Annotated in this window: 19 protein-coding genes; 4 read left to right on the plus strand and 15 right to left on the minus strand. The window is 73.5% G+C overall.

Annotated features, from left to right (window positions below):
- Positions 1-17: 17 nt before the first annotated feature.
- A complete protein-coding gene (locus tag BLT52_RS05425; RefSeq protein WP_090591365.1) occupies positions 18-1,592 on the minus strand; it encodes a MinD/ParA family ATP-binding protein in 1,575 nt (524 codons plus the stop codon).
- Between the two features lie 144 nt (positions 1,593-1,736).
- Between BLT52_RS05425 and BLT52_RS05430 the strand changes: the two genes are divergently transcribed.
- A complete protein-coding gene (locus BLT52_RS05430; RefSeq protein WP_231946512.1) occupies positions 1,737-2,393 on the plus strand; it encodes an HAD-IA family hydrolase in 657 nt (218 codons plus the stop codon).
- 65 nt (positions 2,394-2,458) lie between these two features.
- On the opposite strand, the gene BLT52_RS05435 is transcribed toward BLT52_RS05430, so the two are convergent.
- The 3 genes from BLT52_RS05435 to BLT52_RS20715 form a co-directional block, all read right to left on the minus strand.
- Positions 2,459-2,683, minus strand: a complete 225-nt coding sequence (locus BLT52_RS05435) for a hypothetical protein (RefSeq protein WP_090591367.1) — start codon at positions 2,681-2,683, stop codon at positions 2,459-2,461.
- A 157-nt stretch (positions 2,684-2,840) separates the two neighbouring features.
- Positions 2,841-3,875, minus strand: coding sequence for an NAD(P)-dependent alcohol dehydrogenase (locus tag BLT52_RS05440; protein ID WP_090591369.1), 1,035 nt, complete (start codon positions 3,873-3,875; stop codon positions 2,841-2,843).
- Between the two features lie 72 nt (positions 3,876-3,947).
- Positions 3,948-4,091 carry a hypothetical protein gene (locus tag BLT52_RS20715; protein WP_197679203.1) on the minus strand — a complete coding sequence of 48 codons (144 nt, stop codon included), beginning with the start codon at positions 4,089-4,091 and terminating at the stop codon, positions 3,948-3,950.
- Positions 4,092-4,253: 162 nt separating this feature from the next.
- On the opposite strand from BLT52_RS20715, the gene BLT52_RS05445 reads away from it, so the two are divergent.
- The gene (locus tag BLT52_RS05445; protein ID WP_157676987.1) at positions 4,254-5,219 is read left to right on the plus strand and encodes a GNAT family N-acetyltransferase; all 966 of its coding nucleotides are present in this window, start codon (positions 4,254-4,256) and stop codon (positions 5,217-5,219) included.
- A 6-nt stretch (positions 5,220-5,225) separates the two neighbouring features.
- Here the strand turns inward: BLT52_RS05445 and BLT52_RS05450 are convergent, their stop codons facing one another.
- The 4 genes from BLT52_RS05450 to BLT52_RS05465 form a co-directional block, all read right to left on the minus strand.
- Positions 5,226-6,083 carry a transglutaminase family protein gene (locus BLT52_RS05450; RefSeq protein ID WP_090591374.1) on the minus strand — a complete coding sequence of 286 codons (858 nt, stop codon included), beginning with the start codon at positions 6,081-6,083 and terminating at the stop codon, positions 5,226-5,228.
- 2 nt (positions 6,084-6,085) lie between these two features.
- Positions 6,086-7,027 (minus strand): alpha-E domain-containing protein, encoded by a 942-nt coding sequence (locus BLT52_RS05455; protein WP_090591376.1) that lies wholly within the window; start codon positions 7,025-7,027, stop codon positions 6,086-6,088.
- A complete protein-coding gene (locus BLT52_RS05460) occupies positions 7,021-8,640 on the minus strand; it encodes a circularly permuted type 2 ATP-grasp protein (protein ID WP_197679204.1) in 1,620 nt (539 codons plus the stop codon). The genes BLT52_RS05455 and BLT52_RS05460 overlap by 7 nt, the downstream gene beginning before the upstream one ends.
- A 143-nt stretch (positions 8,641-8,783) precedes the next feature.
- Positions 8,784-9,839 (minus strand): neutral zinc metallopeptidase, encoded by a 1,056-nt coding sequence (locus tag BLT52_RS05465; protein WP_090591378.1) that lies wholly within the window; start codon positions 9,837-9,839, stop codon positions 8,784-8,786.
- A gap of 189 nt (positions 9,840-10,028) precedes the next feature.
- On the opposite strand from BLT52_RS05465, the gene lysS reads away from it, so the two are divergent.
- Together lysS and BLT52_RS05475 are read left to right on the plus strand one after the other, a co-directional pair.
- The gene (gene lysS, locus BLT52_RS05470) at positions 10,029-11,510 is read left to right on the plus strand and encodes a lysine--tRNA ligase (protein WP_090596335.1); all 1,482 of its coding nucleotides are present in this window, start codon (positions 10,029-10,031) and stop codon (positions 11,508-11,510) included.
- Between the two features lie 622 nt (positions 11,511-12,132).
- The gene (locus BLT52_RS05475) at positions 12,133-12,435 is read left to right on the plus strand and encodes a hypothetical protein (RefSeq protein ID WP_090591380.1); all 303 of its coding nucleotides are present in this window, start codon (positions 12,133-12,135) and stop codon (positions 12,433-12,435) included.
- A 394-nt stretch (positions 12,436-12,829) separates the two neighbouring features.
- On the opposite strand, the gene BLT52_RS05480 is transcribed toward BLT52_RS05475, so the two are convergent.
- The 7 genes from BLT52_RS05480 to BLT52_RS05510 form a co-directional block, all read right to left on the minus strand.
- The gene (locus tag BLT52_RS05480) at positions 12,830-13,285 is read right to left on the minus strand and encodes a DUF1801 domain-containing protein (protein WP_090591382.1); all 456 of its coding nucleotides are present in this window, start codon (positions 13,283-13,285) and stop codon (positions 12,830-12,832) included.
- 161 nt (positions 13,286-13,446) lie between these two features.
- A complete protein-coding gene (locus BLT52_RS05485) occupies positions 13,447-14,607 on the minus strand; it encodes a DUF4282 domain-containing protein (RefSeq protein WP_090591384.1) in 1,161 nt (386 codons plus the stop codon).
- Positions 14,608-14,676: 69 nt separating this feature from the next.
- Positions 14,677-16,533 (minus strand): acyl-CoA dehydrogenase, encoded by a 1,857-nt coding sequence (locus BLT52_RS05490; RefSeq protein ID WP_090591386.1) that lies wholly within the window; start codon positions 16,531-16,533, stop codon positions 14,677-14,679.
- Positions 16,534-16,650: 117 nt separating this feature from the next.
- Positions 16,651-17,697 (minus strand): glycoside hydrolase family 43 protein, encoded by a 1,047-nt coding sequence (locus BLT52_RS05495; protein WP_231946513.1) that lies wholly within the window; start codon positions 17,695-17,697, stop codon positions 16,651-16,653.
- A complete protein-coding gene (locus tag BLT52_RS05500; RefSeq protein ID WP_090591388.1) occupies positions 17,694-19,937 on the minus strand; it encodes a family 43 glycosylhydrolase in 2,244 nt (747 codons plus the stop codon). Before BLT52_RS05500 ends, BLT52_RS05495 begins: the two co-directional genes overlap by 4 nt.
- A 49-nt stretch (positions 19,938-19,986) precedes the next feature.
- Entirely contained in the window at positions 19,987-20,907 is a 921-nt protein-coding gene (locus BLT52_RS05505) for a carbohydrate ABC transporter permease (RefSeq protein WP_090591390.1), read from the minus strand.
- Entirely contained in the window at positions 20,904-21,878 is a 975-nt protein-coding gene (locus BLT52_RS05510) for a carbohydrate ABC transporter permease (protein ID WP_331712559.1), read from the minus strand. The genes BLT52_RS05505 and BLT52_RS05510 overlap by 4 nt, the downstream gene beginning before the upstream one ends.
- Positions 21,879-21,881: the final 3 nt, after the last annotated feature.

Consider the following 21,881-nt stretch of genomic DNA (forward strand, 5'->3'; position numbering starts at 1 on the left):
CCCCCCGGTGAGAGCCGTCAGACGCTGCGCCGGGGCGGGGAGGCGGCGCCACGCACCTGGCTCAGCCCGGCCACCGGCTCGATCGCCCGGGCGACCTCGGCGGCCAGGGCCACCGAGGCGCGGCGGGTCTGCTCCTGCAGCCGGAGGTAGTCGATCACGCCGCCCTCGGCGATGTGGGGGTCGGTGGGGATCTCCACGATCGGGTAGCTGCCGAAGAACTCCGCACCACTGAGCCGCACGGTCTGCTGGCTGTCGGCCGGGCCGTTGGTGGCCACCACCACGGTCCGGTTGAGCAGGTCGGAGTTGAGCTCCTGCAGGGTCTCCAGCATCCGGGCGGCCGGGATCAGGGAGTCCTTGCGCCACTTGGTCGGCACGACCAGGCAGTCGGCCTCCTCCGCGGCGGCCTGCCAGTTGGGCGAGGCCTCGTTGTTGCCGGTGTCGATGATGATCACCTGGAAGAAGCGGGACAGGATGTTGTGGATCCGCTCGAAGTCCTCCCGGCTGATCACGTGCCCGGAGGTCTGGGCCGAGCCGAGGGTGTGGAACTTCCCCGTCGTCTGGTGGTTGAAGTAGTAGGACAGGTCGGTGAACTGGGCGGTCGGCTTGCTGAGGAAGTCCGACTCGGCCAGCAGGTCGCGGACCGTCCGGCGGTGCGGGGAGAGCGAGCGGTCCGGCATGGTGCCGCGGAGCTCGTTGTTGTCCCAGGCGATGACGCCACCACCGCGGGCCACACCCATCGCGGCGGCCAGCATCAGCGTGGTCGGCGTCTTGCCCACCCCTCCCTTGGGGTTGGCCACCATGATCGTCACGGGTCGGGCGAAGGGCATCCGCACCGACTCGTCGTCGCGGAGCTCGGCCAGCTCGCGCTGGGACGGCTTGAGCCCGAGCCGGGACCGCCACCCCTTGCGGGACTTCTGCTGCACCTCGGGGTTCAGCTGATGGATCAGGTCGTCGACGCCGTAGCGCGGCGGGTAGCCACCGTGGTCGGCGGCGCGGGAGGGCTGCGGCACGGCGACGCCGCCCAGCGCCGGGGCGCCCTGGCCGCCGGGAGCCGGCGGGCCGGACTGCTCCGACCGCGGCTGCTGGGGCTGCGCGGCGGGACCGGGACCACCCGCGCCGGGGCGCTGCGGCGGGGCGAAGGACGTCTGCCCGCTCGGCGGGCCGTAGGGGCCGGGGCCCTGCGCGGGCCCGGGCTGCGGGTACCCGTTGGGGACCTGCCCGGGGCCGGCGTGCTGCTGGGCGCCCTGGCCGGGGAACTGACCCGGGCCCGGCACGCGGTGCGGCTGCGGGGAGCCGAGCGGGGACGGCCGGGCGGCCGGTGGCTGGGGGGCGGATGAGGCCGAGGTGGGCGTCGGCGTGGAGCTCTCCGAGTGCGGCTGCCCCGACGGCGCGGGGCGGGCGGGCTCGGACTGCCCCGCCGGAGCACCACGGGTGACGCGACGGGTGCCCTCGTCCTCGTCGCCGGCCGGCACCGGGCTCAGGGCCTGGGTGCTCGGTGAGGCGGGGGAGGACGGCTGGCTGCTGCCCCAGGGCACCCTGGAGATCATCTCCGGACGCTCCGCGGGGTCGCTGCCGTGGCTGTTGTCGCTCAAGTGGGACCTCCGCGGTGTGTGTCGATCCTGCGCGGCGGTCGTGGGGCCACCCGCGCGGCACACGCTAGCACCGGGGGATGCCACTTCCCGCACGCTCTAGGCTCGTCCGTGGTGCCACCGCCGGGGTGGCGGAGGAGGCACGTCGTGCAGGTCGGGTTGTCGGGACGGGTCTTCGACGCGGTCATCTTCGACATGGACGGCACCCTGGTCGACTCCACGCCGGCGGTGGTGCGGGCGTGGACGACCTGGGCGCTGGAGCACGGGGTGACCGCCGAGCAGCTGACGGGGAACCACGGCGTCCCGGCCGCGAGCATCATCGCGCGGCTGGTCCCCGTCGACGGCCGGGAGCGGGCGCTGGCCCGCATCACCGAACTGGAGATCGCCGACCTCGACGGGGTCGTCCCGCTGCCGGGCACGCTGGACGCGCTGCGCACCCTGCCGGCGGACCGGGTGGCCATCGCCACCTCCTGCACCCGCCCGCTGGCCGAGGCCCGGATCCGGGCCAGCGCCGTGCCGCGTCCCTCGGTGGTGGTCACCGTGGACGACGTCGAGCACGGCAAGCCGGCACCCGACCCCTTCCTGGCCGCCGCCCGCGGGCTCGGCGTGGACCCGGGCCGCTGCCTGGTGGTCGAGGACGCCCCGGCGGGGCTGGAGGCCGCCCGGGCCGCCGGCTGCGCCACCCTCGCCGTCACCACCACCACGCCGCGCGAGGAGCTGCACGCGGACCTGGTGGTCGCGGACCTGGCGGCGGTCCGCTGGGAGGTCGGCGAGTCCGGCATCTCCCTGACCCCGGTCGGCTGAGGCGGGACCTGCGTCGGCCCGCGGCGGACGATCCGTCCACCGCGGGCCGGGTCCTGCGGGAGCCCTCAGAGCGAGGACCTGACCGGCACGTGGAGGTCGAGGCTGGCGCGGTACCCACCGGGGACCGACCGGCACTGGCTGATGGAGCCGATCCGGGCCCCCTCCGCCGAGCGCTGCCGCACCGCGTGGGACAGCCGACCCTGGCAGCTCGTCATCGTGCCGGACTGCACCGTCTGGTGGTGCTTCTTCCAGGTGGCCGCCTCCGCCTGGGGAGCCACTCCGAGGCCCACGCCCCCGACCAGGGCCAGCGCCCCCGGTGCCGAACCGATCCGTCGCGCCGTCGCGCCGTCGTCGCCCTCATCCCGTCCTCACCGTCGACCGTGCGCACCGGTCGCCCCGGTGCCGCCGGGGGACGAGCGAGCCGGTGGTCCGGTTCCGCCTCGCGCGTCAGCGCAGCCCGGGGACGATGACGGACTTGAGGCTGCCGGGATCGGTGTCGGTCTCGATGGCGGTGACCACGTCGTCCAGCCCGTAGCGGGCGGTGACCAGCGAGTCCAGGTCGACCAGGCCGGCCTGCACCAGGGCGATGGCGGTCGGCCAGGTGTTGTTGTAGCGGAAGATCCCGGTCACGGAGATCTCCCGAGAGGTGATGGTGCCGACGGGCAGCGACATGTCGTCCTCACCCATCCCCACCAGCACCACGGTCCCGCCGGGTGCGGTGGCCATGATCCCGCTGCGCACGGCCGGCAGGGCGCCGGTCGCGTCCACGAAGGCGTCGAAACGGGCCTCGGGCAGCGGGCCGGCGGCGGGGTCCAGGACCTCGGTGGCCCCCAGCTGCAGGGCGCGCTCGCGGCGGGCCGGCACCAGGTCGGTCATCACGACCTCGGTGACCCCGTAGGCGCGGGCGACCTGGGCGCAGATCAGCCCGATCGGCCCGCAGCCGGCGATCAGCACGCTGCGCCCGGGGGCCATCCCGGCCTTGCGGGCGGTGGCGATCCCGACCGACAGCGGCTCCAGCAGCGCGGCGGCCTCCATCGACATCGAGTCCGGCACCGGGTGGGCGAAGTCGGCCTGGATGGTGGCGTACTCGGCGAAGGACCCGTCGATGGGCGGGGTGGCGTAGAACTCGATCCGCGGGCAGAGGTTGTACTCACCGCGCTTGCACCAGGCGCAGACCCGGCAGCTGCGCTGCGGCTCGATCGAGACCCGCTGGCCGACGCGGGTGGGGTCGACGTCGCTGCCGACGGCCGTCACCACCCCGGCCGACTCGTGCCCCAGCACCATCGGCTGCTCGACCACGAACGACCCGATCCGCCCGTGGCGGTAGTAGTGGACGTCCGAGCCGCACAGCCCGACCGCCTCGATCCGCACCAGCACCTCGTCCGCGGCCGGGGTCGGGACCTCGCGCTCCTCGACCCGGACGTGCTCCACGCCGTGCAGCACGCTCGCGCGCATCCGCTGCCCCTCCAGCTGGTCGGTCATCCTCGGCCCCTCCGTCGCGGTCCTCGTGGTCGTCGGCAGGCTACCCCGCGCCGTCGTGCTGGTGGGCGGTGGTCATGGTCGGCGGAGGGGCTCGAGGCCGGCGGCGCGCAGGGCCTCGTCCAGCAGCCGGGCGCCCTCGGGCCCGAACCCGTGCTGGGCCAGCAGCCCCTCGGAGCTGGCGCCGGCCAGCGACTCCAGCGTCCGGTAGCCGGCCACCGTGCGTGGACGTGTCCATACGAGCACATCAGCCGTCCCAGGGACCTGAGGTGCCGGTATGAGCAGCCCGGCGCCGGGGCCACGGGCCGACCCTGCGCCGACGCCGCCCGCACCGGCGAGAACCAGGTCGCGCGTCGGCGGCTCAGCCGGGAGGATCTGCGGGTGACCGAGTACCGCTGGGACCACCTGCACACCGCCGACGTCGAGGCCTGGGCCGAGCTGACCAACACCCTGGCCCGGGTGGACGAGACCGAGGAGCACTACTCCGCCGACGACCTGGCCGAGGAGCTGGTGGAGACCGGCTTCGACGCCCGCACCGACAGCGTCGCCGTCTGGGACGGGGAGCGGCTGGTGGGTTACGGCCAGCTCCGGGTCTCGATGCTCCCGGACCCGCAGGGACGCGTCCGGTGCACCCTGAGCGGCGGCGTCCACCCCGACCACCGGGGCCGCGGGCTGGGACGGGAGCTGATGGACCGGCTGGAACGCCGCGCGGTGGAGCTGGCCGCCGAGCGCCACCCCGGCCGCCCCGCCTACTGGCGGGCCAGCGGCGGCGTCCGCGACACCGCCTCCGTCCGCGCCCTGCTCGAGCACCGCGGGTACTCCGTCGTCCGCTGGTTCAACGAGATGAAGCGCCCGCTGCCCGGGGAGCCGCTGGCCACCCCCGCCCCCGCCGGCGTCCGGCTGCTCCGCGGCGACGAGGCCGACGCCGAGGCCGTCCGCGAGGCCCACAACCTCGCCTTCCGCGACCACTGGGGCTCCGCCCCGCAGACCCCCGAGGCCTGGCGCGACTTCTGGGGGTCCCGCACCGCCCGGCACCACCTCTCCACCGTGGCCGTCGACGGCGACGGCGACGGCGACGAATCAGTACTGGGCTACGTGCTCTGCTCGCAGTGGGTGGAGCGGGAGCTCTACGTGGGCCTGGTCGGCACCGTGCCCGCCGCCCGCGGCCGCGGGGTGGCCCGCGCCGCGCTGGCCGAGACGATCCGGCGGGCGGGCGCGGCGGGGGAGCACGACGTGGTCGAGCTCGGGGTGGACAGCGCCAGCCCCACCGGCGCCACCCGGCTCTACGACGCGCTCGGGTTCAGCACCGCGCGCGTCAGCGCCGCCTACCAGCGCGACCCCGCCTGAGCCGCCTCAGCCCAGCTGGGTGATGGTCACCGTGACGAACATCGACGACCCGCCGCCGGCGTAGGTGCCGCGCAGCGGGGGGACGTCGCCGTAGTCGCGGCCGTGCCCGACGCGGACGTAGCTCTCCCCGATCGGGGTCATCCCGGTGGGGTCGAAGGCCACCCACTCCCCGCACCACCACTCCACCCACGAGTGGGACTCGCCCTGCACGGCCTCCCCGACCCGGGCCTCGGAGCCAGCGGGGTGCAGGTAGCCCGAGACGTAGCGTGCGGGCAGGCCCACCGAGCGCAGCGCACCCACGGCCACGTGGGAGAAGTCCTGGCAGACGCCCTGACCGAGCTCCCAGACGTCACGGGCGGAGCTGTTCACCTCGGTGGCACCGGAGGTGTAGGTGATCTGGTCGGCGATCAACGCGCAGACGTCCAGCCCGGCCAGCCGCGGCGGTGCGCCCGTGGTGCCGCGGGCGGCCTCGAGCAGGTCGGGGTGGGGCCGGGTGCGGTCGCCCACCTCGAGGAACTCGGCCAGCTCGTCGGTCACCTTCCTGGAGCGCACGGCATCCCAGTCGGCGTCGGTGTCGGGGACGTGGCGCCGCTCGGCCCAGTCCTCACCCACCACGTGGGTGTCGACCACGGCGGTGGAGCGCACGCTGAGACGCTGGTGCGGCTCGTGCAGCTCGAAGGTGGTCACCGCGGTGCCGAAGTAGTCGGTGCTGGAGTGGCTCCACGCGGTGGGCTCGATGGTGAGCCGGCTGCTCCACACCGTCTGGGTGGGGCCGTTGACCGGGGTCATCCGCGCCTGGTTGTAGGAGGCCCGGACGGGGGTGTCGTAGGAGAAGCCGGTGTGGTGCTCGATCTGCAGACGCATCGTCACAGGGTCCTCTCCGTGGTCCAGGCCGTGTCCTCGCTGGGGGCGAAGAAGGTCTGCGAGATCGACCGGGCCACCTCGTCGCAGGCCCGCTGCACCCCGCCCATCTCCTCGTGCAGCCCGGCCAGCAGGTCGTCGAAGGTGGCGTAGGCGAGCCGGGCCCGGAGCCGCCCGAGGGTGCGCAGGGCCGCGTCGCTGCGCTGCTCCACGGCCCGGGGACGCACCCCGCTGAGGGACTCCAGGCAGGTGATCGCAGTGTTCAGCCCGTGCATCACCGAGCGGGGGAAGCGCTCGTCCAGGATCAGGAACTCCGCCGCCTCCCGGTCGGCCCGGAACCCGCGGTAGGTGCGCAGGAACGCGTCGTGGGCGCCGCACCCGCGCAGCACCGCCGGCCACGGGGTGTTGGCCTGGGCCAGCGCGGCCGAGGCAACCATCCGCGAGGTCATGTCCGCCTGCTCCAGGCTGCGTCCCAGCCGCATGAACTGCCAGCCGTCGTCGCGCACCATCAGCTGCCCGGCCACGCCGTTGAACAGGGCGCTGCGCTCCCGGCACCAGTCCAGGAAGGTGTGCGCGCGGACCACCCCCACCCGGCCGGCCGGGAGCTGCCGCCAGGCGGTGTTGACCGACTCCCACAGCTCGGACGGGATCACCTCGCGGGCCCGGCGCGCGTTCTCCCGGGCCGAGCTCCAGCAGGACACGATGGACGCCGGTTCGCTGCGGTCCCAGCCCAGCCGCCGCAGCACCTCGGCGTGGTCCAGCACGCCGTCCTCAGCAGGCACCTCCAGACCCATCAGCGCGACCAGGTTGCGGCTGGAGTCGTGCTCGCCGATCCAGGGGTCCTCGGCGCGCAGCCGCAGGTGCACCTGGACTATGCGGGCGGTGTCGTCGGCGCGCTCGACGTAGCGCCCGATCCAGAACAGCGACTCCGCGATGCGGCTCAGCACCGGTCCACCCCCCTCTGCTGCTGCTGCTCCTGCTGGTTGCGGTGCTCGGTGGTGTCGGTGTGGTGCTGGCCGGGGGCGAGGAAGTCCTCCGCGTGGCCGCCACCGCCCACCGGCGGCTCGACGGCCTCGACGTCGTCGTCGAGCTCGTCCGCGCCGAGCGGCTGCGGGCCGCTGAGCACCCAGGTGTCCTTGCTGCCACCGCCCTGGCTGCTGTTGACCACCAGCTCGCCCTCCGGGAGCGCCACCCGGGTCAGCCCGCCGGGCAGCACCCACACCTCGTCGCCGTCGTGCACGGCGAAGGGCCGGAGGTCGACGTGGCGCGGGGCCAGCCTCCCGTCGATCAGGGTCGGCACCGTGGACAGCTGCACCATCGGCTGGGCGATCCAGCCGCGCGGGTCGGCCAGCACCTTGCGGCGCAGCTCCTCGAGCTGGCCGGCGCTGGCGAAGGGGCCGATCACGATCCCCTTGCCGCCGGAGCCGTCGACCGGCTTCACCACCAGCTCGTCCAGGCGGTCCAGCACCTCCTCGCGGGCCTCGTCCTCCTCCAACCGCCAGGTGTCGACGTTGGCGATGATCGGGTCCTCGCCGAGGTAGTAGCGGGTCAGGTCCGGGACGTAGGTGTAGATCAGCTTGTCGTCGGCGACCCCGTTGCCCAGCGCGTTGGCCAGCGTCACCCCGCCGGCCTGCACCGCGTTCACCAGCCCGGGGACGCCGAGCATGGAGTCGGGGCGGAAGTGCACCGGGTCGATGAAGTCGTCGTCGATGCGGCGGTAGATGACGTCCACCCGCTGCATGCCCTGGGTGGTGCGCATGTAGACCCGGCCGCGGCGGCACTCCAGGTCACGCCCCTCGACCAGCTCCACCCCCATGGTGCGGGCCAGCAGGGTGTGCTCGAAGTAGGCGGAGTTGTAGACGCCCGGGGTCAGCACCACCACGGTGGGGTCGTCACGGCCCTCCGGGGCGGAGCGGCGCAGCGCCGACAGCAGCCGCTGGGCGTAGCCGGAGACGGGCCGGATCCGCTGCTGGGCGAAGGCCTCGGGCAGCGCGGAGGCCATCGCCGACCGGTTGGTCATCACGTAGGAGACGCCGCTGGGCACCCGGACGTTGTCCTCCAGCACGCGGAGGTCACCGTCGGGGGTGCGGATCAGGTCCACCCCGGCCACGTGCACCCGGACGCCGTTCGGCGGGGTGATGCCGTGCACGGCGCGGTGGAAGTGGGTGGAGGTGGACAGCAGCCGACGGGGCACCACGCCGTCGGCGACCACGCGGGCCTCGGAGTAGACGTCGGCCAGGAACGCCTCGAGCACCTTGACCCGCTGCGCCACCCCGCGCTCGATCAGCTGCCACTCCGCGGCGTCGAGGATGCGGGGGATGACGTCCAGGGGGAAGGGCCGCTCGACGCCGCCGACGTCGAAGGTGACGCCGGCGGTGATGTAGTTGCTGGCCAGGGAGTCGGCGATGCTGCGGATCTCGTCGGCCCCCAGCTGCTCCAGGGTCGTGAGCAGCGGTTGGTAGGCCCCCCGCACGTCGCCGTGGGCGGCCACCATCTCGTCGAAGGCGCGCCCGGCGGCGTACCCCTCGAGCAGCGCCGCGGAGTGCGTCAGGTCCGACATGGCTGAACCCTAGCGGGGCGTCCGAGGAGGCGGTGGCCGTGCCGTGTGACGACTGGGTGACGGATCACGGGGCGTCCCGGCTCACAGGACGAGCGCCATCCCCACCACCAGCACGCCCGGCGGCGGGGCCGGCGGCCGTGGTCTCACGAGACCTCGCTCGCGGGGGCCGACCAGGTCCGGCAGTGCCCGAAGGAGCCCCAGCCGCGGTGGAAGCCGTCCAGCAGCCAGCGCTCGGTGGAGGCGGCGTCGCCGTGGTCGCGGCCGCCGGTGACGTCGTCGTTGTTCTCCCGCGCGAAGCGGCGCAGCGCGTCCGGGCTGTCCGGCGGCAGCTCCAGGGTGGCGGCCAGCAGGTTGAGCTGGACCCCGGCGAAGCAGGTCGCCTGCAGCTCCAGCCGCCGGGTCAGCTCGTGGCGCTCCGAGGCGTCGGCGGCCTCCCAGGCGGCGGCGTAGCGGCCGAAGACGCCGGTGGTCTGCTGCAGGTGGTGACCGAGCTCGTGGGCCAGGACCAGCCAGTAGCCGCGCTCCCAGCGGGCGTAGTTGAAGGCGGTGTCGTCGGTCAGCTCGTTGAGGTAGACCGTGGTGTCGGCGCTGCAGTAGAAGGCCGGGTGCTCCTCGGGGGTGATGGTGCCGCAGGGGGTGGTGACCTCCTCGTCGAAGGTGCTCACCCCGGGTGCCCGCAGCTCGAAGCCCAGCGCGGCCAGGTCGGGGCGGACGGCCTCCACCAGGCAGTCCAGCACCGCCTCGGCGTGCTCGGCCAGCTCCTGGTCCGGCACCGGGGGGACGTCCAGCGGTGCCTCCCGGCAGCTGCGGCTGGCCGGGACGTCGGTGACGGTGTACAGCCGGTTGTCCTGCAGCCCGGTGCCGTCGGCCTCCACCTCGGGCGCGGGCTCGTCGGGCCAGGCCGGCCCGGGGGCACCGCGACCGGGGCTCCCGACCGGGGTCGGCGGGCCGAGGGAGGAGGTGGCGGTGGGGGAGGGCCGCGGCGGCCCGGCGGGGCTCGGCGGGGACGCCGACGTCGCCGGGGGAGGAGCGGCCGGGGAGGACGGCTCCGTGGACGCCGGCGGTGTCGAGGCCTGCGGGCCTCGCTGGGACAGCACCACGGCCAGGGCCACGGCCAGGACCAGGACGAGGGAGAGGACCGGGGTGACGACCGCGACCACCAGCCACCCGCGGGTGCGGGAGGGGGCGGGCTGGTGCATCGCCCCTCCTCGGGTCGCGGGCTCCCGCGACGGTCCTCCGGCGGGCTCGGGCTACGGGTCGGCAGCATAGGCGGCGGGGGGTCCGGTGGATCGAGATCGACCCGTCACCGCGGCGGTGGCTACCCTTCCCGGGTGAGCGCACAGACCCCCGACCGGCCGTCCGAGCAGATCCTCGACCTGCCCGAGCAGGTGCAGGTGCGCCGGGAGAAGCGGGCCCGGCTGGAGGAGGCCGGGCAGCCGGCCTACCCGGTCGCCGTCGCGCGCACCCACGCCCTGCACGACGTCCGCGAGCAGTGGGCCGACCTCGAGGCCGGTGAGGAGACCCAGGACGTGGTCTCCGTGGCCGGTCGCGTGGTCTTCGTCCGGAACACCGGCAAGCTCTGCTTCGCCACCCTGCAGGAGGGGTTCTCGCCCAGCCGGCCCGGCACCCGGCTGCAGGTGATGCTCTCCCTGGCCGAGGTCGGGGCCGACCGGCTGGCGGACTGGAAGGCCGACGTCGACCTGGGCGACCACGTCAGCGTCACCGGCCGGGTGGTCTGCTCCCGGCGCGGCGAGCTGTCGGTGATGGCCGGGGAGTGGTCGATGGCCTCGAAGGCGCTGCGCCCGATGCCGAACCTGCACAGCGAGCTGTCCGAGGAGACCCGGGTCCGGCAGCGCCACGCCGACCTGGTCGTCCGCGAGGAGGCCCGCGACCTGCTGCGCACCCGTGCCGCGATCACCCGCAGCATCCGCGAGACCCTGCACGGGCTGGACTACCTCGAGGTCGAGACCCCGGTGCTGCAGCTGGTGCACGGCGGGGCGACCGCCCGCCCCTTCGGCACCCACCTCAACGCGTTCGGCATCGACATGACGCTGCGGATCGCGCTCGAGCTCTACCTCAAGCGGGCCATGGTGGGCGGGGCGGAGCGGGTCTACGAGATGGGCCGCATCTTCCGCAACGAGGGCATCGACTCCTCCCACAGCGCCGAGTTCACGATGCTCGAGGCCTACGTGGCCTGGGGGGACCAGCGGACCGTCGCCGACCTCGTGCAGCGGCTCGTCCTCGACTGCGCGGACCTGCTCGGACGCCGTCAGGTGACCCACGTGGACGCCGAGGGCACCGAGCACACCATCGACCTGGACGGCGAGTGGCGCTGGCTCGGCGTCTACCCCGGGCTGTCGGAGCGGGTGGGTCGGGAGATCACGCCGCGGACCCCGGTGGCGGAGCTGCAGGCGCTCGCCGACGAGCACGAGGTCGAGCACGACGCGGCCTGGCCGGCGGACAAGCTGGTGATGGAGCTGTTCGGGGAGCTGGTGGAGCCGACGCTGATCCAGCCGACCTTCGTCTGCGACTACCCGCCGGCCGCCCAGCCGCTGGCCCGCCCGCACCGCAGCGACCCCGACCTGATCGAGGCGTGGGACCTGGTCATCGGCGGGATGGAGCGCGGTACCGGGTTCTCCGAGCTGATCGACCCGGTGATCCAGCGCGAGCGGCTCACCGCCCAGTCGCTGGCCGCGGCCGCCGGTGACGCCGAGGCGATGCAGCTGGACGAGGACTTCCTGGCCGCGCTGGAGTTCGGCGCCCCGCCGATGGGCGGGCTGGGGCTGGGGATCGACCGGCTGGTGATGCTGTTCACGGGGGTGGGGATCCGCGAGACGATCCTCTTCCCCCTCCTCAAGCCGGAGCAGTAACCGGGGTCTGTGCTGTTGCGGTGGTCGTGGCTGGGTCCGGTGCGAGTGGGAGGCGGTGCTGTCCCGCCCGGCGAGCCTCCTCCTCGTTCCTCGGAGGAGTTCGCCAACGCCCGGCACTCCCCGACAGCACCGCCTCCCACCCGCACCTCGTGCCGGGGTGTCGCCCTGCTCGACCCGGGTGGGGACGAGCCTTGCCGTGGGCGGTGCTGTTCCGGTCGGCGAGTCTCCTCCTCGTTCGTCGGAGGAGTTCAGCAACGCCCGGCACTCCCCGACAGCACCGCCTCCCACCCGCACCTCGTGCCCGGGTGTCGCCCTGCTCGACCCGGGTGGGGGACGAGCCTCGGCGTGGGCGGTGCTGTTCCGGTCGGCGAGCCTCGTCCTCGTTCGTCGGAGGAGTTCGCCAACGCCCGACTCCCCGACAGCACCGCCTCCCACCCGCACCTCGTGCCGGGGTGTCGCCCTGCTCGACCCGGGTGGGGACGAGCCTTGCCGTGGGTCGGCTGGTTCGACGGGCGCGGCTGGATGACGAGCTCGAGCTCGTGGTCGCGGCCCTCGCGGCCACCCGGGGTGGGATGAGCCGCTCCAAGCGCGATGCTGGGGACGCCGAGACGAGGGGAGCTCGATGGTGCGTGCTGAGGACGGAGACCGGCTGAGGGACCGGGTCGAGGCGCTGACGGCTGACCTCGACCGCGCCAGCGAGCGGTTGCGGGAGCTGACCGACGAGATGGCCCGGGCGCGCTCGGCGGGTGCCGGCGTCGACGAGATCGCGGAGCGCGCGGGCGTCCCCCGCGACATCGTGGTCGGGATCCTGGAGGGCCGGGTGTACGTGACCCTGCAGGACGAGGCGCGGGAGTACGAGGCGCGGCAGGACGACGGTCCGCAGAGCACCTGGATCATGACGTGGGCGGACCCGCCGGAGACCTGAGCGGTCCGAGGTGCAGGTGCGACCTCCCGGCTGCTGCCGCGCCACTCAGAGCGGTTGACACGCCGACGACGAGGATCGAGCACCGTGTTCGGTGCCGGATCGTCACCGCTGCTGACCGTCGGTGGCGGACAGCCCGGTCCACCGAGGGGACAAGCGTCAGCGCGGAGGGTCGTCCTCGTCCGGCCGGACCCAGCCACCCGCACGACCCGCCTCACCCGCTTGACCCGCCTCACCCGCACGTGCGCCGACACCCCGAGCACCTGCGCGCGAGTGCGCCCGGATCGTCACGGGGAAGGGCCGTCAGGCGACGATGTGAGCGCACTCGACCGGCGGCGTCGCGCCGGACCGGCGACGCGGAGGACGGGCGACGCGGCGGACGGCTCACGGCCTGCGATCAGGCCAGGGCCCGCTGGAGCAGGGCGGCGAGGGTCTGCTCCGCCTGGTCGGTCAGCTCGGTGACGGCGAACGAGGTGGGCCACGTGCCGCTGGCCTCGTCGAGGGCCGCCTCGGGGGTGACGCCGAACGTGGAATAGCGCTCCCCGTCGGCCTGGCCGCTGCGGAAGAAGCAGAGGACCTTGCCTTTGCGGGCCCAGGCGGGCTGGCCGTACCAGAGCTTCGGGGCCAGCTCGGGGGCGTTGGCGGTGACGAGCGCGTGGATGCGCTGGGCGGTGGTGCGGTCGGGCTCGGGCATCTGCTCGATCTTGTCCAGCAGGGCGGCCTCGTCAGCGGCGGCCCTGCCCCCGCGACCCCGTCCCGCCTCCTTCCTCAGCTCCGCTGCCCGCTCCTTCATGGCAGCACGCTCCCGCTCGGAGAAGGTGCCGTCGGTCGTGTCGTCGCTGGTCCTGGCCATCACCGCGTCCTCCCGGTCGGTTCGTCTCGTACCGGAGACGCTAGCCAGGGCAGGCAGCGCCTGCTTCTCGATTCCTGACCTCCTGCCCGGCCCCGACGTCAGACCCCGGGACGGCGACAGGGCCGGACGCTGGTGCGCCGGCCCTGTCGTGGTGGTGCGGGTCAGCTGGTGGCGGAGTCCTCGTCCTTGCTGCTGCTGGTGAGGAGGTGCTCCTTGATCTCGCGGACGCCCTCGGCGGTCCGGATGCCGGCCAGGGAGAACTCGAGGGAGACCCGGACCAGGGCGATGTAGATGACCACCGGGATCCAGCCGAAGACCAGGGCGACGACGCCCAGGCCCACGAGGCCGCCGGTGTCGGTGGAGAGGCCCGTGAGGATGAAGCTGATCGCGTAGCCGAGCCAGGCCAGCACCAGCAGGAGGGCCGCGCCGAGGTAGACGATCTTGACGATCGAGGGGGTGGCGTAGCTGGTGAAGGAGAAGTCCAGCAGCGACCTGAGCCCGCCGCCGGAGCGCCCCTTCCCGCCGCCGGGGCCGCCGGCCGCACCAGCGCCCTGGGACCACGGGGCCGCGGTCGCCGCGGTGCCGAACCCCTGCTGGCCGCCCTGGTCGCCGTAGCCGCCCTGGGCGTGGCCCTGCTGGCCGTAGTCCGCGCTCTGGCCGTAGCCCGCGGAGCCCTGCGGCGTGTAGCCGGCCGGTGTGTACCCGGCCGAGGGCTGGGACTGCGGGTACCCGGCCGAGCCCTGGGACTGCGGGTACCCGGCGGAGGCGGAGGACTGCGGGTAGCCGGTCGGCGCCTGGGGCTGGGCGGCCGAGGGCTGCGAGCCGGGCTGCTCACCCCACCCGCCCTGCGGCTGCTGCTCGCCCCAGCCGGTCGGCTGGGTCTGCCGGGTCTGGCCCGCGTCCCAGTCCGCCGAGGGCTGGCTCTGCGGCTGCTGCTCGCCCCACGACGGCTGCTGCTGGCCCTGCTCCCAGGCGTTCTGCGACTGGTCCCACGAGGCGGAGGAGGCGCTCGACGGCGGCGGTGCGGAGGGTGCCTGACTGTAGGGGTCGGGGTTCTGCCCGTACGGCTGCTGCCCGTAGCCCTGCTGCCCGTACTGCCCGTACTGCTCGGGAGAGCCGTAGGGCTGCTGGCCCTGCCCCTGGCCGTACGGCTGCCCGTACTGCTCGGGCGAGCCCGGCTGCTGCCCGTACTGCTCGGGCGAGCCCGGCTGCTGCCCGTACTGCTCGGGCGAGCCCGGCTGCTGCCCGTACTGCTCCTGCCCGGGCTGGGCCGGGTCGAAGCGGCGTGCACCGGGGTCGCGGCCCTGCTGATCGTCAGACATGCTGGCCATCCTGCCGTGAGCCGAGGTCAGAGACCACCCGACGCCCACCGCGGCGGCGGAGAGCCGTCGTCAGAAGGCGGACTCGGGCAGGTCCATCAGGTCCAGCGTGGTCGACTCGGCGATCTTCCGCTCGGCGGTCAGGTGCGGGAGCACCGTCTGCGCGAAGTGGCGGGCCGCGGCCACCTTGCCGGTGTAGAAGTCCGCGTCCTCGCCCGAGGCGCCCTCCTCGAGCCGCCGGGTCGCGACCTCCGCGCTCCGGAGCAGCAGCCAGGCGCAGACCACGTCGCCCAGGGCCATCAGCACCCGGGTGGTGTTCAACCCCACCTTGTAGACGTTGCGGACGTCGGACCCCTCGACCCTCGGGTCGGCCGACCGCAGGTGCTGGACAAGCAGCCCGACCATGGTCCCGGCGTCGCCCAGCGCCCGCTGCAGCATCGCCCGCTCCTCGGGCAGCGGCCCCGCCGTCTCGGCGAAGGCGCCGATCCGCGCCGACAGCCAGCCCAGCGCCGCGCCGTCGTCGCGGACGATCTTGCGGAAGAACAGGTCCTGGCCCTGGATCGCGGTGGTGCCCTCGTACAGGGTGTCGATCTTGGCGTCGCGGACGTACTGCTCCAGCGGGTAGTCGCTGAGGAAGCCCGAGCCGCCGAGGGTCTGCAGCGACTCCGTGCCGAGCACCACCCAGGAGCGCTCGGAGCCGTAGCCCTTGACCAGCGGCAGCAGCAGGTCGTTCACCCGCTCGGCCATCGGGTCCCGCCCGCCGCGGGAGGCGGCCAGCCAGACGTCGTCCTGGATCGAGGCGGTGAAGAGCACCAGCGAGCGCAGCGCCTCGGCCCACATCTTCTGGGTCATCAGCGAGCGGCGGACGTCGGGGTGGTGCGTGATGGTGACGCGCGGGGCGGTCCGGTCCCCGGCCCGGGTCAGGTCCGCGCCCTGGACGCGGGTGCGGGCGTACTCCAGCGCGTTGAGGTAGCCGGTGGAGAGGGTGGCGATCGCCTTGGTGCCGACCATCATCCGCGCGTGCTCGATCACCTGGAACATCTGCGCGATGCCGTCGTGCACCTCGCCGAGCAGCCAGCCCCGGGCCGGGGTGCCGTCCGCGCCGAAGGTCATCTCGCAGGTGGTGGACACCTTGATGCCCATCTTCTTCTCGACGTTGGTGGCCCAGACGCCGTTGCGCTCACCGGTCAGCTCCCCGGTCTCGAGGTCGAAGTGGTGCTTGGGGACCATGAAGAGGCTGAGCCCCTTGGTGCCCGGGCCGCCGGCGCCCTCGACCCCGACCGGACGCGCCAGCACCAGGTGCAGGATGTTCTCGGTCAGGTCGTGCTCGCCGGAGGTGATGAAGCGCTTGACGCCCTCGATGTGCCAGGTCCCGTCCGGCTGGGGGAGGGCCCGGGTGCGGCCGGCGCCGACGTCGGAGCCGGCGTCGGGCTCGGTGAGGATCATGGTGGCGCCCCACTGCCGCTCGACCAGGTGGCGGGCCACCTGGCGGTCGCGCTCGGTGCCGTTGGCCCAGATGACCTGCCCGAACTTCGGTCCCGCGGCGTACATGTAGAGGGCCGGGTTGGCGCCCAGCACCTGCTCGAGGATCGCCCAGCGCAGCGACGGCGGGCAGTCGACGCCGCCCAGCTCGGCGGGCAGCTCGACCCGCCACCAGTCCGAGTCCATCCAGGTCTTGAAGGCCAGCTTGACCGGCTCCGGCATGGTCACGGTGCGGGCCACGGGGTCGTAGCGGGGTGGGTTGCGGTCGCCCTCGGCGAAGGAGCCGGCGAGCTTGGTGGTGGCCAGCGCGACCACCTCGGCCAGCATCGCCTCCGCCGTCTCGCGGTCCAGGTCCGCGGCCGGCCCGTGGCCCAGCACCGCCTCGCGACCCAGCAGCTCGAACAGGTTGAAGCTGGCGTCACGCAGGTTGGACTTGTAGTGGCTCATCGCTGGGCACCCCTGGGTCGTGGACGGATCCCGGTTACCGGCCGGTAACTTACAGTCTGCTACCGGCCGGTAGCCCGAGACAACCCCTGTGGGCACCCGGGTGCGCCCGGACCCGGATCAGGGGCGGTCGGGGTAGTCCAGCGTGGGCGGCACCACCGAGACGGAGTCGCCGTCGAAGGTGACCTCGCTCAGCCACATGGTGCGCCCGGGGTAGTCCGGGCCGACCTCGCCGGGGTACCACGCGTGGTAGACCATCCAGACCCGGCCGTCCTTCTCGAACAGTGCGCAGTGACCCGGGCCCGCCGCCACGTCGTTGCCGACCATGATCGGTTCCGGCGTCTTGGTGAACGGCCCCAGCGGGTCGTCGGCCACCGCGTGGCCCACCGCGTAGTCCGGCGAGGCGTAGGAGTTGGCGGAGTAGAACATGTGGAAGCGGCCCTCGTGCTCCCACAGGAACGGGCCCTCGACCAGCGTCCCCTCCCAGGGCAGGTCCTGCTTGAACAGCTGCCGGGGCTCGCCGACCAGCTCGGTACCGGACTCGTCGAGCTCCTGGACCGAGATCCAGGTGTCCACCCCGACCGCGTTGCCGTCGTTCTTCCAGTACAGGTAGCGGGTGCCGTCGCTGGTGGTGAAGGGGTGGGCGTCGATCGAGCCGCCCTGCTCCTCCTCGCAGACCAGCGGGTCCGGACGCTCGTCGACGTACGGCCCACCGGCCCGCTCGGCCACGGCGACCCCGACGCACTGGATCTCCGGGTCGGGCGCCCGGGTCGTGTAGTAGAGCAGGTAGCGGCCGTCGGAGTGCTTGATCGCCTCCGGCGCCCACACCTTGCCCGGGGAGCTCCAGGCCGGGAGGTCCGGCAGCGCGTCCGGGCCCTGGGACCAGGTCACCAGGTCCTCGCTGACCAGGGTCTGGGCGTTGCTGCCGTTGCCGTTGGTGGCGATGGCCAGGTAGCTGCCGTCCTCGGCGGTGATGATCATCGGGTCGGGGAAGTTCTGGTCGAAGATCGGGTTGGTGAAGCCCATGCTGCTCTCCTGCGCGGGGTCGGGGTCGGGGGTGGACGGGCCGCCGGCCGTGCCGCCCTGGCACCCGGCTGAGGTCAGCAGGGTCACCAGGGCGGCCACGACCAGCGCGACCCGGGCGGGCCGGCGCCGGAGGGAGGTCACCGGTTGCGGTCCCGGCGCTCGTAGAAGCGCAGGTGGTCGAAGACCGCGGTGGCGGCGGGGGTGTCCCCGCCGTGGGCCACCAGGCCGATCCGCGGCTCGGTGCCGGCCTCGAAGGTCCACACCGCGCCCCAGGTCCAGCTCCGGCCGTCGCGGCTGGTGCCGGCCCGGTACAGGTGCTCACCGGCCTCGTTGGTGCTGTGGGCCAGCCGCAGCCACACCGTCGGCGCCGGGGTGCCCACCAGCGCCCCGCCGAAGCTGGTGCGACCGTCCTCGGTGGCCACCAGCTCGCGGCCGAACTCGGTCTGGCGGGTGTTCCAGATGGCCACCGTGGAGAGCCGGGCGAAGTCGTCGTCCCCGGCGTAGGCCACGAGACCGGCCTGCTGGTAGTTGCGCACCTCGTCGGTGCCGAGGTCGAGGGTCACCTTGGTCTCGGCGATGTAGTCCCCGGCCGGGGCGTCGGCCAGCAGCACGCCGGCGTCGTTGCTCCCGCCGGTCAGGTCGGCGGCCTGCAGCGGCCAGCGCAGCGCACCGCCGGACACCGTCGCGTCGGGGTCCTCGCGGACCCAGTCCAGCGAGGTGCCGGGTCCGTCGAACTCCTCACCGCCGATCAGCCGGCCGGTGCGGGGCTCGGGCGCCAGTCGGGCGTCCTCCTCGGCCAGCGGCCGCACGGTCACGTTGTCGACCAGCGCCCCGGTCGAGGAGAGCGCGACGGGCGCGCCGGGCAGCACCAGACCGCGGTGGCTGTGCCCCACCTCCGCGGAGGGGTCGTTGAGGTCGCTCTCGCTGAGGGAGGCCACCACGTCGGAGCGGTCGACCTCGACGGTCAGCGTCTGCCAGCCGTCGCGGGCCGGGGCGTCGGTGCTGGTGGTGCGGACGTCGCGGCCGCGGGTGGTGGTCACCGTGAGCGCGCCGTCGGCCCAGGTGACCGAGACGCCCATGCGGGCCCGACCCAGGTCGACCGTGAGCGGCTCGTCACCGCGGACGTCCATCCGCAGCCGCAGGGTGCGGGCGGGGGCGTCCTGACGGGTGCTGGCCGGGCCCTGCACCAGTGCGGTGCGCCCGGCCTGCGGGTCCACCGGGCCCGGGCGCAGGCCGCGGAAGCCTGCCGCCGCCGGGTCCTCGGGGGTGATCCCCAGCCCGGAGCCGGTGACGGGGGCGGGCTGCGGCTCGTCGCTCGGGCCGAGTCCGGCACGGGTGCGCGGCCAGCCGTCCACCCAGTCCAGCCGGTCCAGCAGCATCGGGCGCTCGTTGATGCCGAAGGGCTCGGTCAGCCAGGGGTCCTGGCGGTCGAGGGCGTGGTAGACGATGTGGTCCCGGCCGCTGGCGTCGGTGGCCACCGCGTGGTGGCCGGCGCCGATCCAGCGGTTCCCGTTCTGGGTGAGCACCACGGTGCCGCCGACCCGGGAGTCCAGCAGCGAGATGCCGTCGGCGTCGACGAAGGGACCCAGCGGGGAGCGGGAGCGGCCGGCGAAGACGGAGTAGCCGGTGGTGGGTCCGGCGCAGCAGTTGGCCGCCGAGGCCATCAGGTAGTACCAGCCGTCGTGGCGGATGACGTAGCTGCCCTCGTAGCGGTTGTCGATGGCCACCTGGGTGGGCTCGCCCACAGCGGTCATCCCGTCCGCGGAGAGCTCGGTGACGTGCAGACCGCCGTAGTAGGAGCCGTAGTAGAGGTAGCGGCGCCCGTCTACGTCGGTGAGCTGGCTGGGGTCGTAGGTCCACAGGAACCCGTCGCCCTGGGGTCGGGGTGCGACCACGGGGGCGCCGGTGGGCGTCCACGGGCCGGTCGGGCTCGGGGCGGTGGCGGCACCGATGGCGGAGTCGTCCCCGGGGGCGGTGGTGTCGGTCACGGTGTAGTAGAGGACGTAGCGGCCGTCGACGTAGCGGATGTCGGGGGCCCACAGCCCGGCGGTGGGGCTGGCGTAGGAGGGGCGGTTGTCCTCGTCGAAGACCGTGCCCTGGTACTCCCAGTCGACCCAGTCCCGGGTCCGGGCGACGTGCATGACGCCCGGCTCGTCGCCCTCGCGCAGCGGGTCGGCGGTGGAGTAGGCGTACCAGAAGCCGTCCTTGCCCTGGATCACGGCCGGGTCGGCGAAGGTGTCGGCGAAGGAGGCGCTGATCGGGTTGCGGATCTCCTCGGTGCGGGGCGCGGCGTCGGCGGAGCCGACCGCGACCAGGCCGGCCGCGGCCAGCCCGCCGGCGGTGAGACCGGCGAGCAGCCGGCGGAGCGGGTAGGGGTTCATGGACGTCCTCGTCACATCGGTGGGTGGGGAGTGCGGGTGGTGCGGGCGGTCAGCCCTTGATGCCGCTGCTGGCGGCACCCTCGATGACGTAGCGCTGCACGAAGGAGTAGAGGATCAGCACGGGGACGCTCGCGATGGCGGCGCCGGCCATGATCACCGGGTAGTCGGTCGTGTAGGCGCCCTGCAGCTTGCTGAGCCCGACGGGCAGGGTCAGCCGCTCGGGGGAGAACAGCACGTAGATCGGCCAGACGAAGTCGTTCCAGTTGGCCAGGAAGGACAGCACGGCCAGGGTGACCAGGGCCGGGCGGGCGTTGGGCAGCACGATGGAGCGGAAGATCCGGAACGGGCCCGCCCCGTCGATCCGGGCGCTCTCCTCCAGCTCCAGCGGCAGCGCCGCGAAGAACTGCCGCATGAAGAAGACCCCGAAGGCACCCGCTGCGCCGGGCACGATCAGCGCCCACAGCGTGTCCAGCCAGCCGAGCCGGTTGAGCATCAGGAAGTTCGGCATCAGGAAGATGAAGCCCGGCACGAACAGCGTGGAGATGATCAGCCCGAACAGCAGCTTCTTGAAGGGGAACTCCATCCGGGCCAGCGCGTAGCCGGCCATCGAGGACACCAGCAGCACCAGCAGCGCGTGGGCGGTGGCGGCCACGAAGGAGTTCGCCGCCCAGAGCAGCACCGGTGAGGAGTCGTCGCCGAAGAACAGCGTGTTGAACGCGGCCAGGCTCGGCTCGGCCGGGAAGAACGTCGGCGGCACGGTGCGGCTCTCGACGTTGCTCTTGAAGGCGGTGAGCAGCATCCAGGCCAGCGGGCCGATGAAGACCAGCGTCAGCAGGCTCATCACCACCCAGAAGAGCACCTTCCCCGGCAGCGGCCTGCGCCCCCGGCCCGGGGCCTGGCGCGGGCTGACCGGGCTGTCACCGGTGGTACCACCGGGCAGGCGCTCGGTGGTCTCGGAGGTCGTCGTCATTTCCGCTCCTTGAGCAGACGGAAGTTGATGATGGAGACCACGGCCAGGAACACCGCGAGCAGGTAGCTCATCGCCGCCGCCTGGCCCATCCGGTACTGGCTGAGCCCGAGCTCGGTGATCACGATGATCGCGGTCCGGGTGGAGTCACCGGGCCCGCCCTGGGTGATCAGGTAGCTCTGGCCGAACATGTTGGCGCTGGCCAGCACGGTCATGGTGATGACGAAGACCAGCACGGGTCGCAGCCCCGGGACGGTGATGAAGCGGAACTGCTGCCAGGCGGAGGCCCCGTCCAGCGAGGCCGCCTCGTACTGCTCGACGCCGATGTCACCGAGCCCGGCGAGGTAGATGATCGCGTTGAAGCCGATCGTCCACCACACGGTGACCGCGACCAGGGAGATCCAGGCCCAGGGCTGCCCGGTCGTCCACGGGATGTCCGAGGGCAGACCGAGCAGACCCAGCAGGCCGTTGACCGCCCCGAAGGACGGGTCCAGCAGGTAGCGCCACATCAGGCCGATCACCGCCACGCCCAGCACGTACGGGGCGAAGAAGACCGCGCGGAAGAAGGTGCGGCCGGGGAACTTGCGGTGCAGCAGCACCGCGAGCCCCAGCGGGATCACCACCAGGAACGGGACGCTGGCCACGGTGAAGATGGCCGTCGCCTGCATGCCGTTCCAGAACGGCTCGAACTGCACCGAGGCCGGGTCGAACAGGGCGGTGTAGTTGTCCAGGCCGACGAACGGCTTCCCCTCCAGCAGGAAGTCCCAGTCGTGCAGGCTGATCCACAGGCCGTAGACGGCCGGGACCGCCACGAACACGACGAAGAGGACCAGGTACGGCAGCAGGAAGGCGTAGGGGGTGATCTTGGACCCGTGCACGCCGCCGAAGCGCATCGAGTCCGCGGGTCCCGATGCGCTGCGCCCGGGTGCCGTTCCCGGCACCGGGCGCAGCGCCCCGTCTGTGGTGGCGCTCATGGC

The organism is Auraticoccus monumenti (genome assembly GCF_900101785.1).
Classification (GTDB): Bacteria; Actinomycetota; Actinomycetes; order Propionibacteriales; family Propionibacteriaceae; genus Auraticoccus; species Auraticoccus monumenti.

Excerpts from the sequence above, each read along its gene's own strand:
- BLT52_RS05440 (WP_090591369.1), bottom strand. The coding sequence starts at position 3,875 with ATGACCGACCAGCTGGAGGGGCAGCGGATGCGCGCGAGCGTGCTGCAC.
- BLT52_RS05450 (WP_090591374.1), bottom strand. The coding sequence starts at position 6,083 with ATGCGTCTGCAGATCGAGCACCACACCGGCTTCTCCTACGACACCCCC.
- BLT52_RS05460 (WP_197679204.1), bottom strand. The coding sequence starts at position 8,640 with ATGTCGGACCTGACGCACTCCGCGGCGCTGCTCGAGGGGTACGCCGCC.
- BLT52_RS05465 (WP_090591378.1), bottom strand. The coding sequence starts at position 9,839 with ATGCACCAGCCCGCCCCCTCCCGCACCCGCGGGTGGCTGGTGGTCGCG.
- BLT52_RS05475 (WP_090591380.1), top strand. The coding sequence starts at position 12,133 with ATGGTGCGTGCTGAGGACGGAGACCGGCTGAGGGACCGGGTCGAGGCG.
- BLT52_RS05480 (WP_090591382.1), bottom strand. The coding sequence starts at position 13,285 with ATGGCCAGGACCAGCGACGACACGACCGACGGCACCTTCTCCGAGCGG.
- BLT52_RS05485 (WP_090591384.1), bottom strand. The coding sequence starts at position 14,607 with ATGTCTGACGATCAGCAGGGCCGCGACCCCGGTGCACGCCGCTTCGAC.
- BLT52_RS05490 (WP_090591386.1), bottom strand. The coding sequence starts at position 16,533 with ATGAGCCACTACAAGTCCAACCTGCGTGACGCCAGCTTCAACCTGTTC.
- BLT52_RS05500 (WP_090591388.1), bottom strand. The coding sequence starts at position 19,937 with ATGAACCCCTACCCGCTCCGCCGGCTGCTCGCCGGTCTCACCGCCGGC.
- BLT52_RS05505 (WP_090591390.1), bottom strand. The coding sequence starts at position 20,907 with ATGACGACGACCTCCGAGACCACCGAGCGCCTGCCCGGTGGTACCACC.
- BLT52_RS05510 (WP_331712559.1), bottom strand. The coding sequence starts at position 21,878 with ATGAGCGCCACCACAGACGGGGCGCTGCGCCCGGTGCCGGGAACGGCA.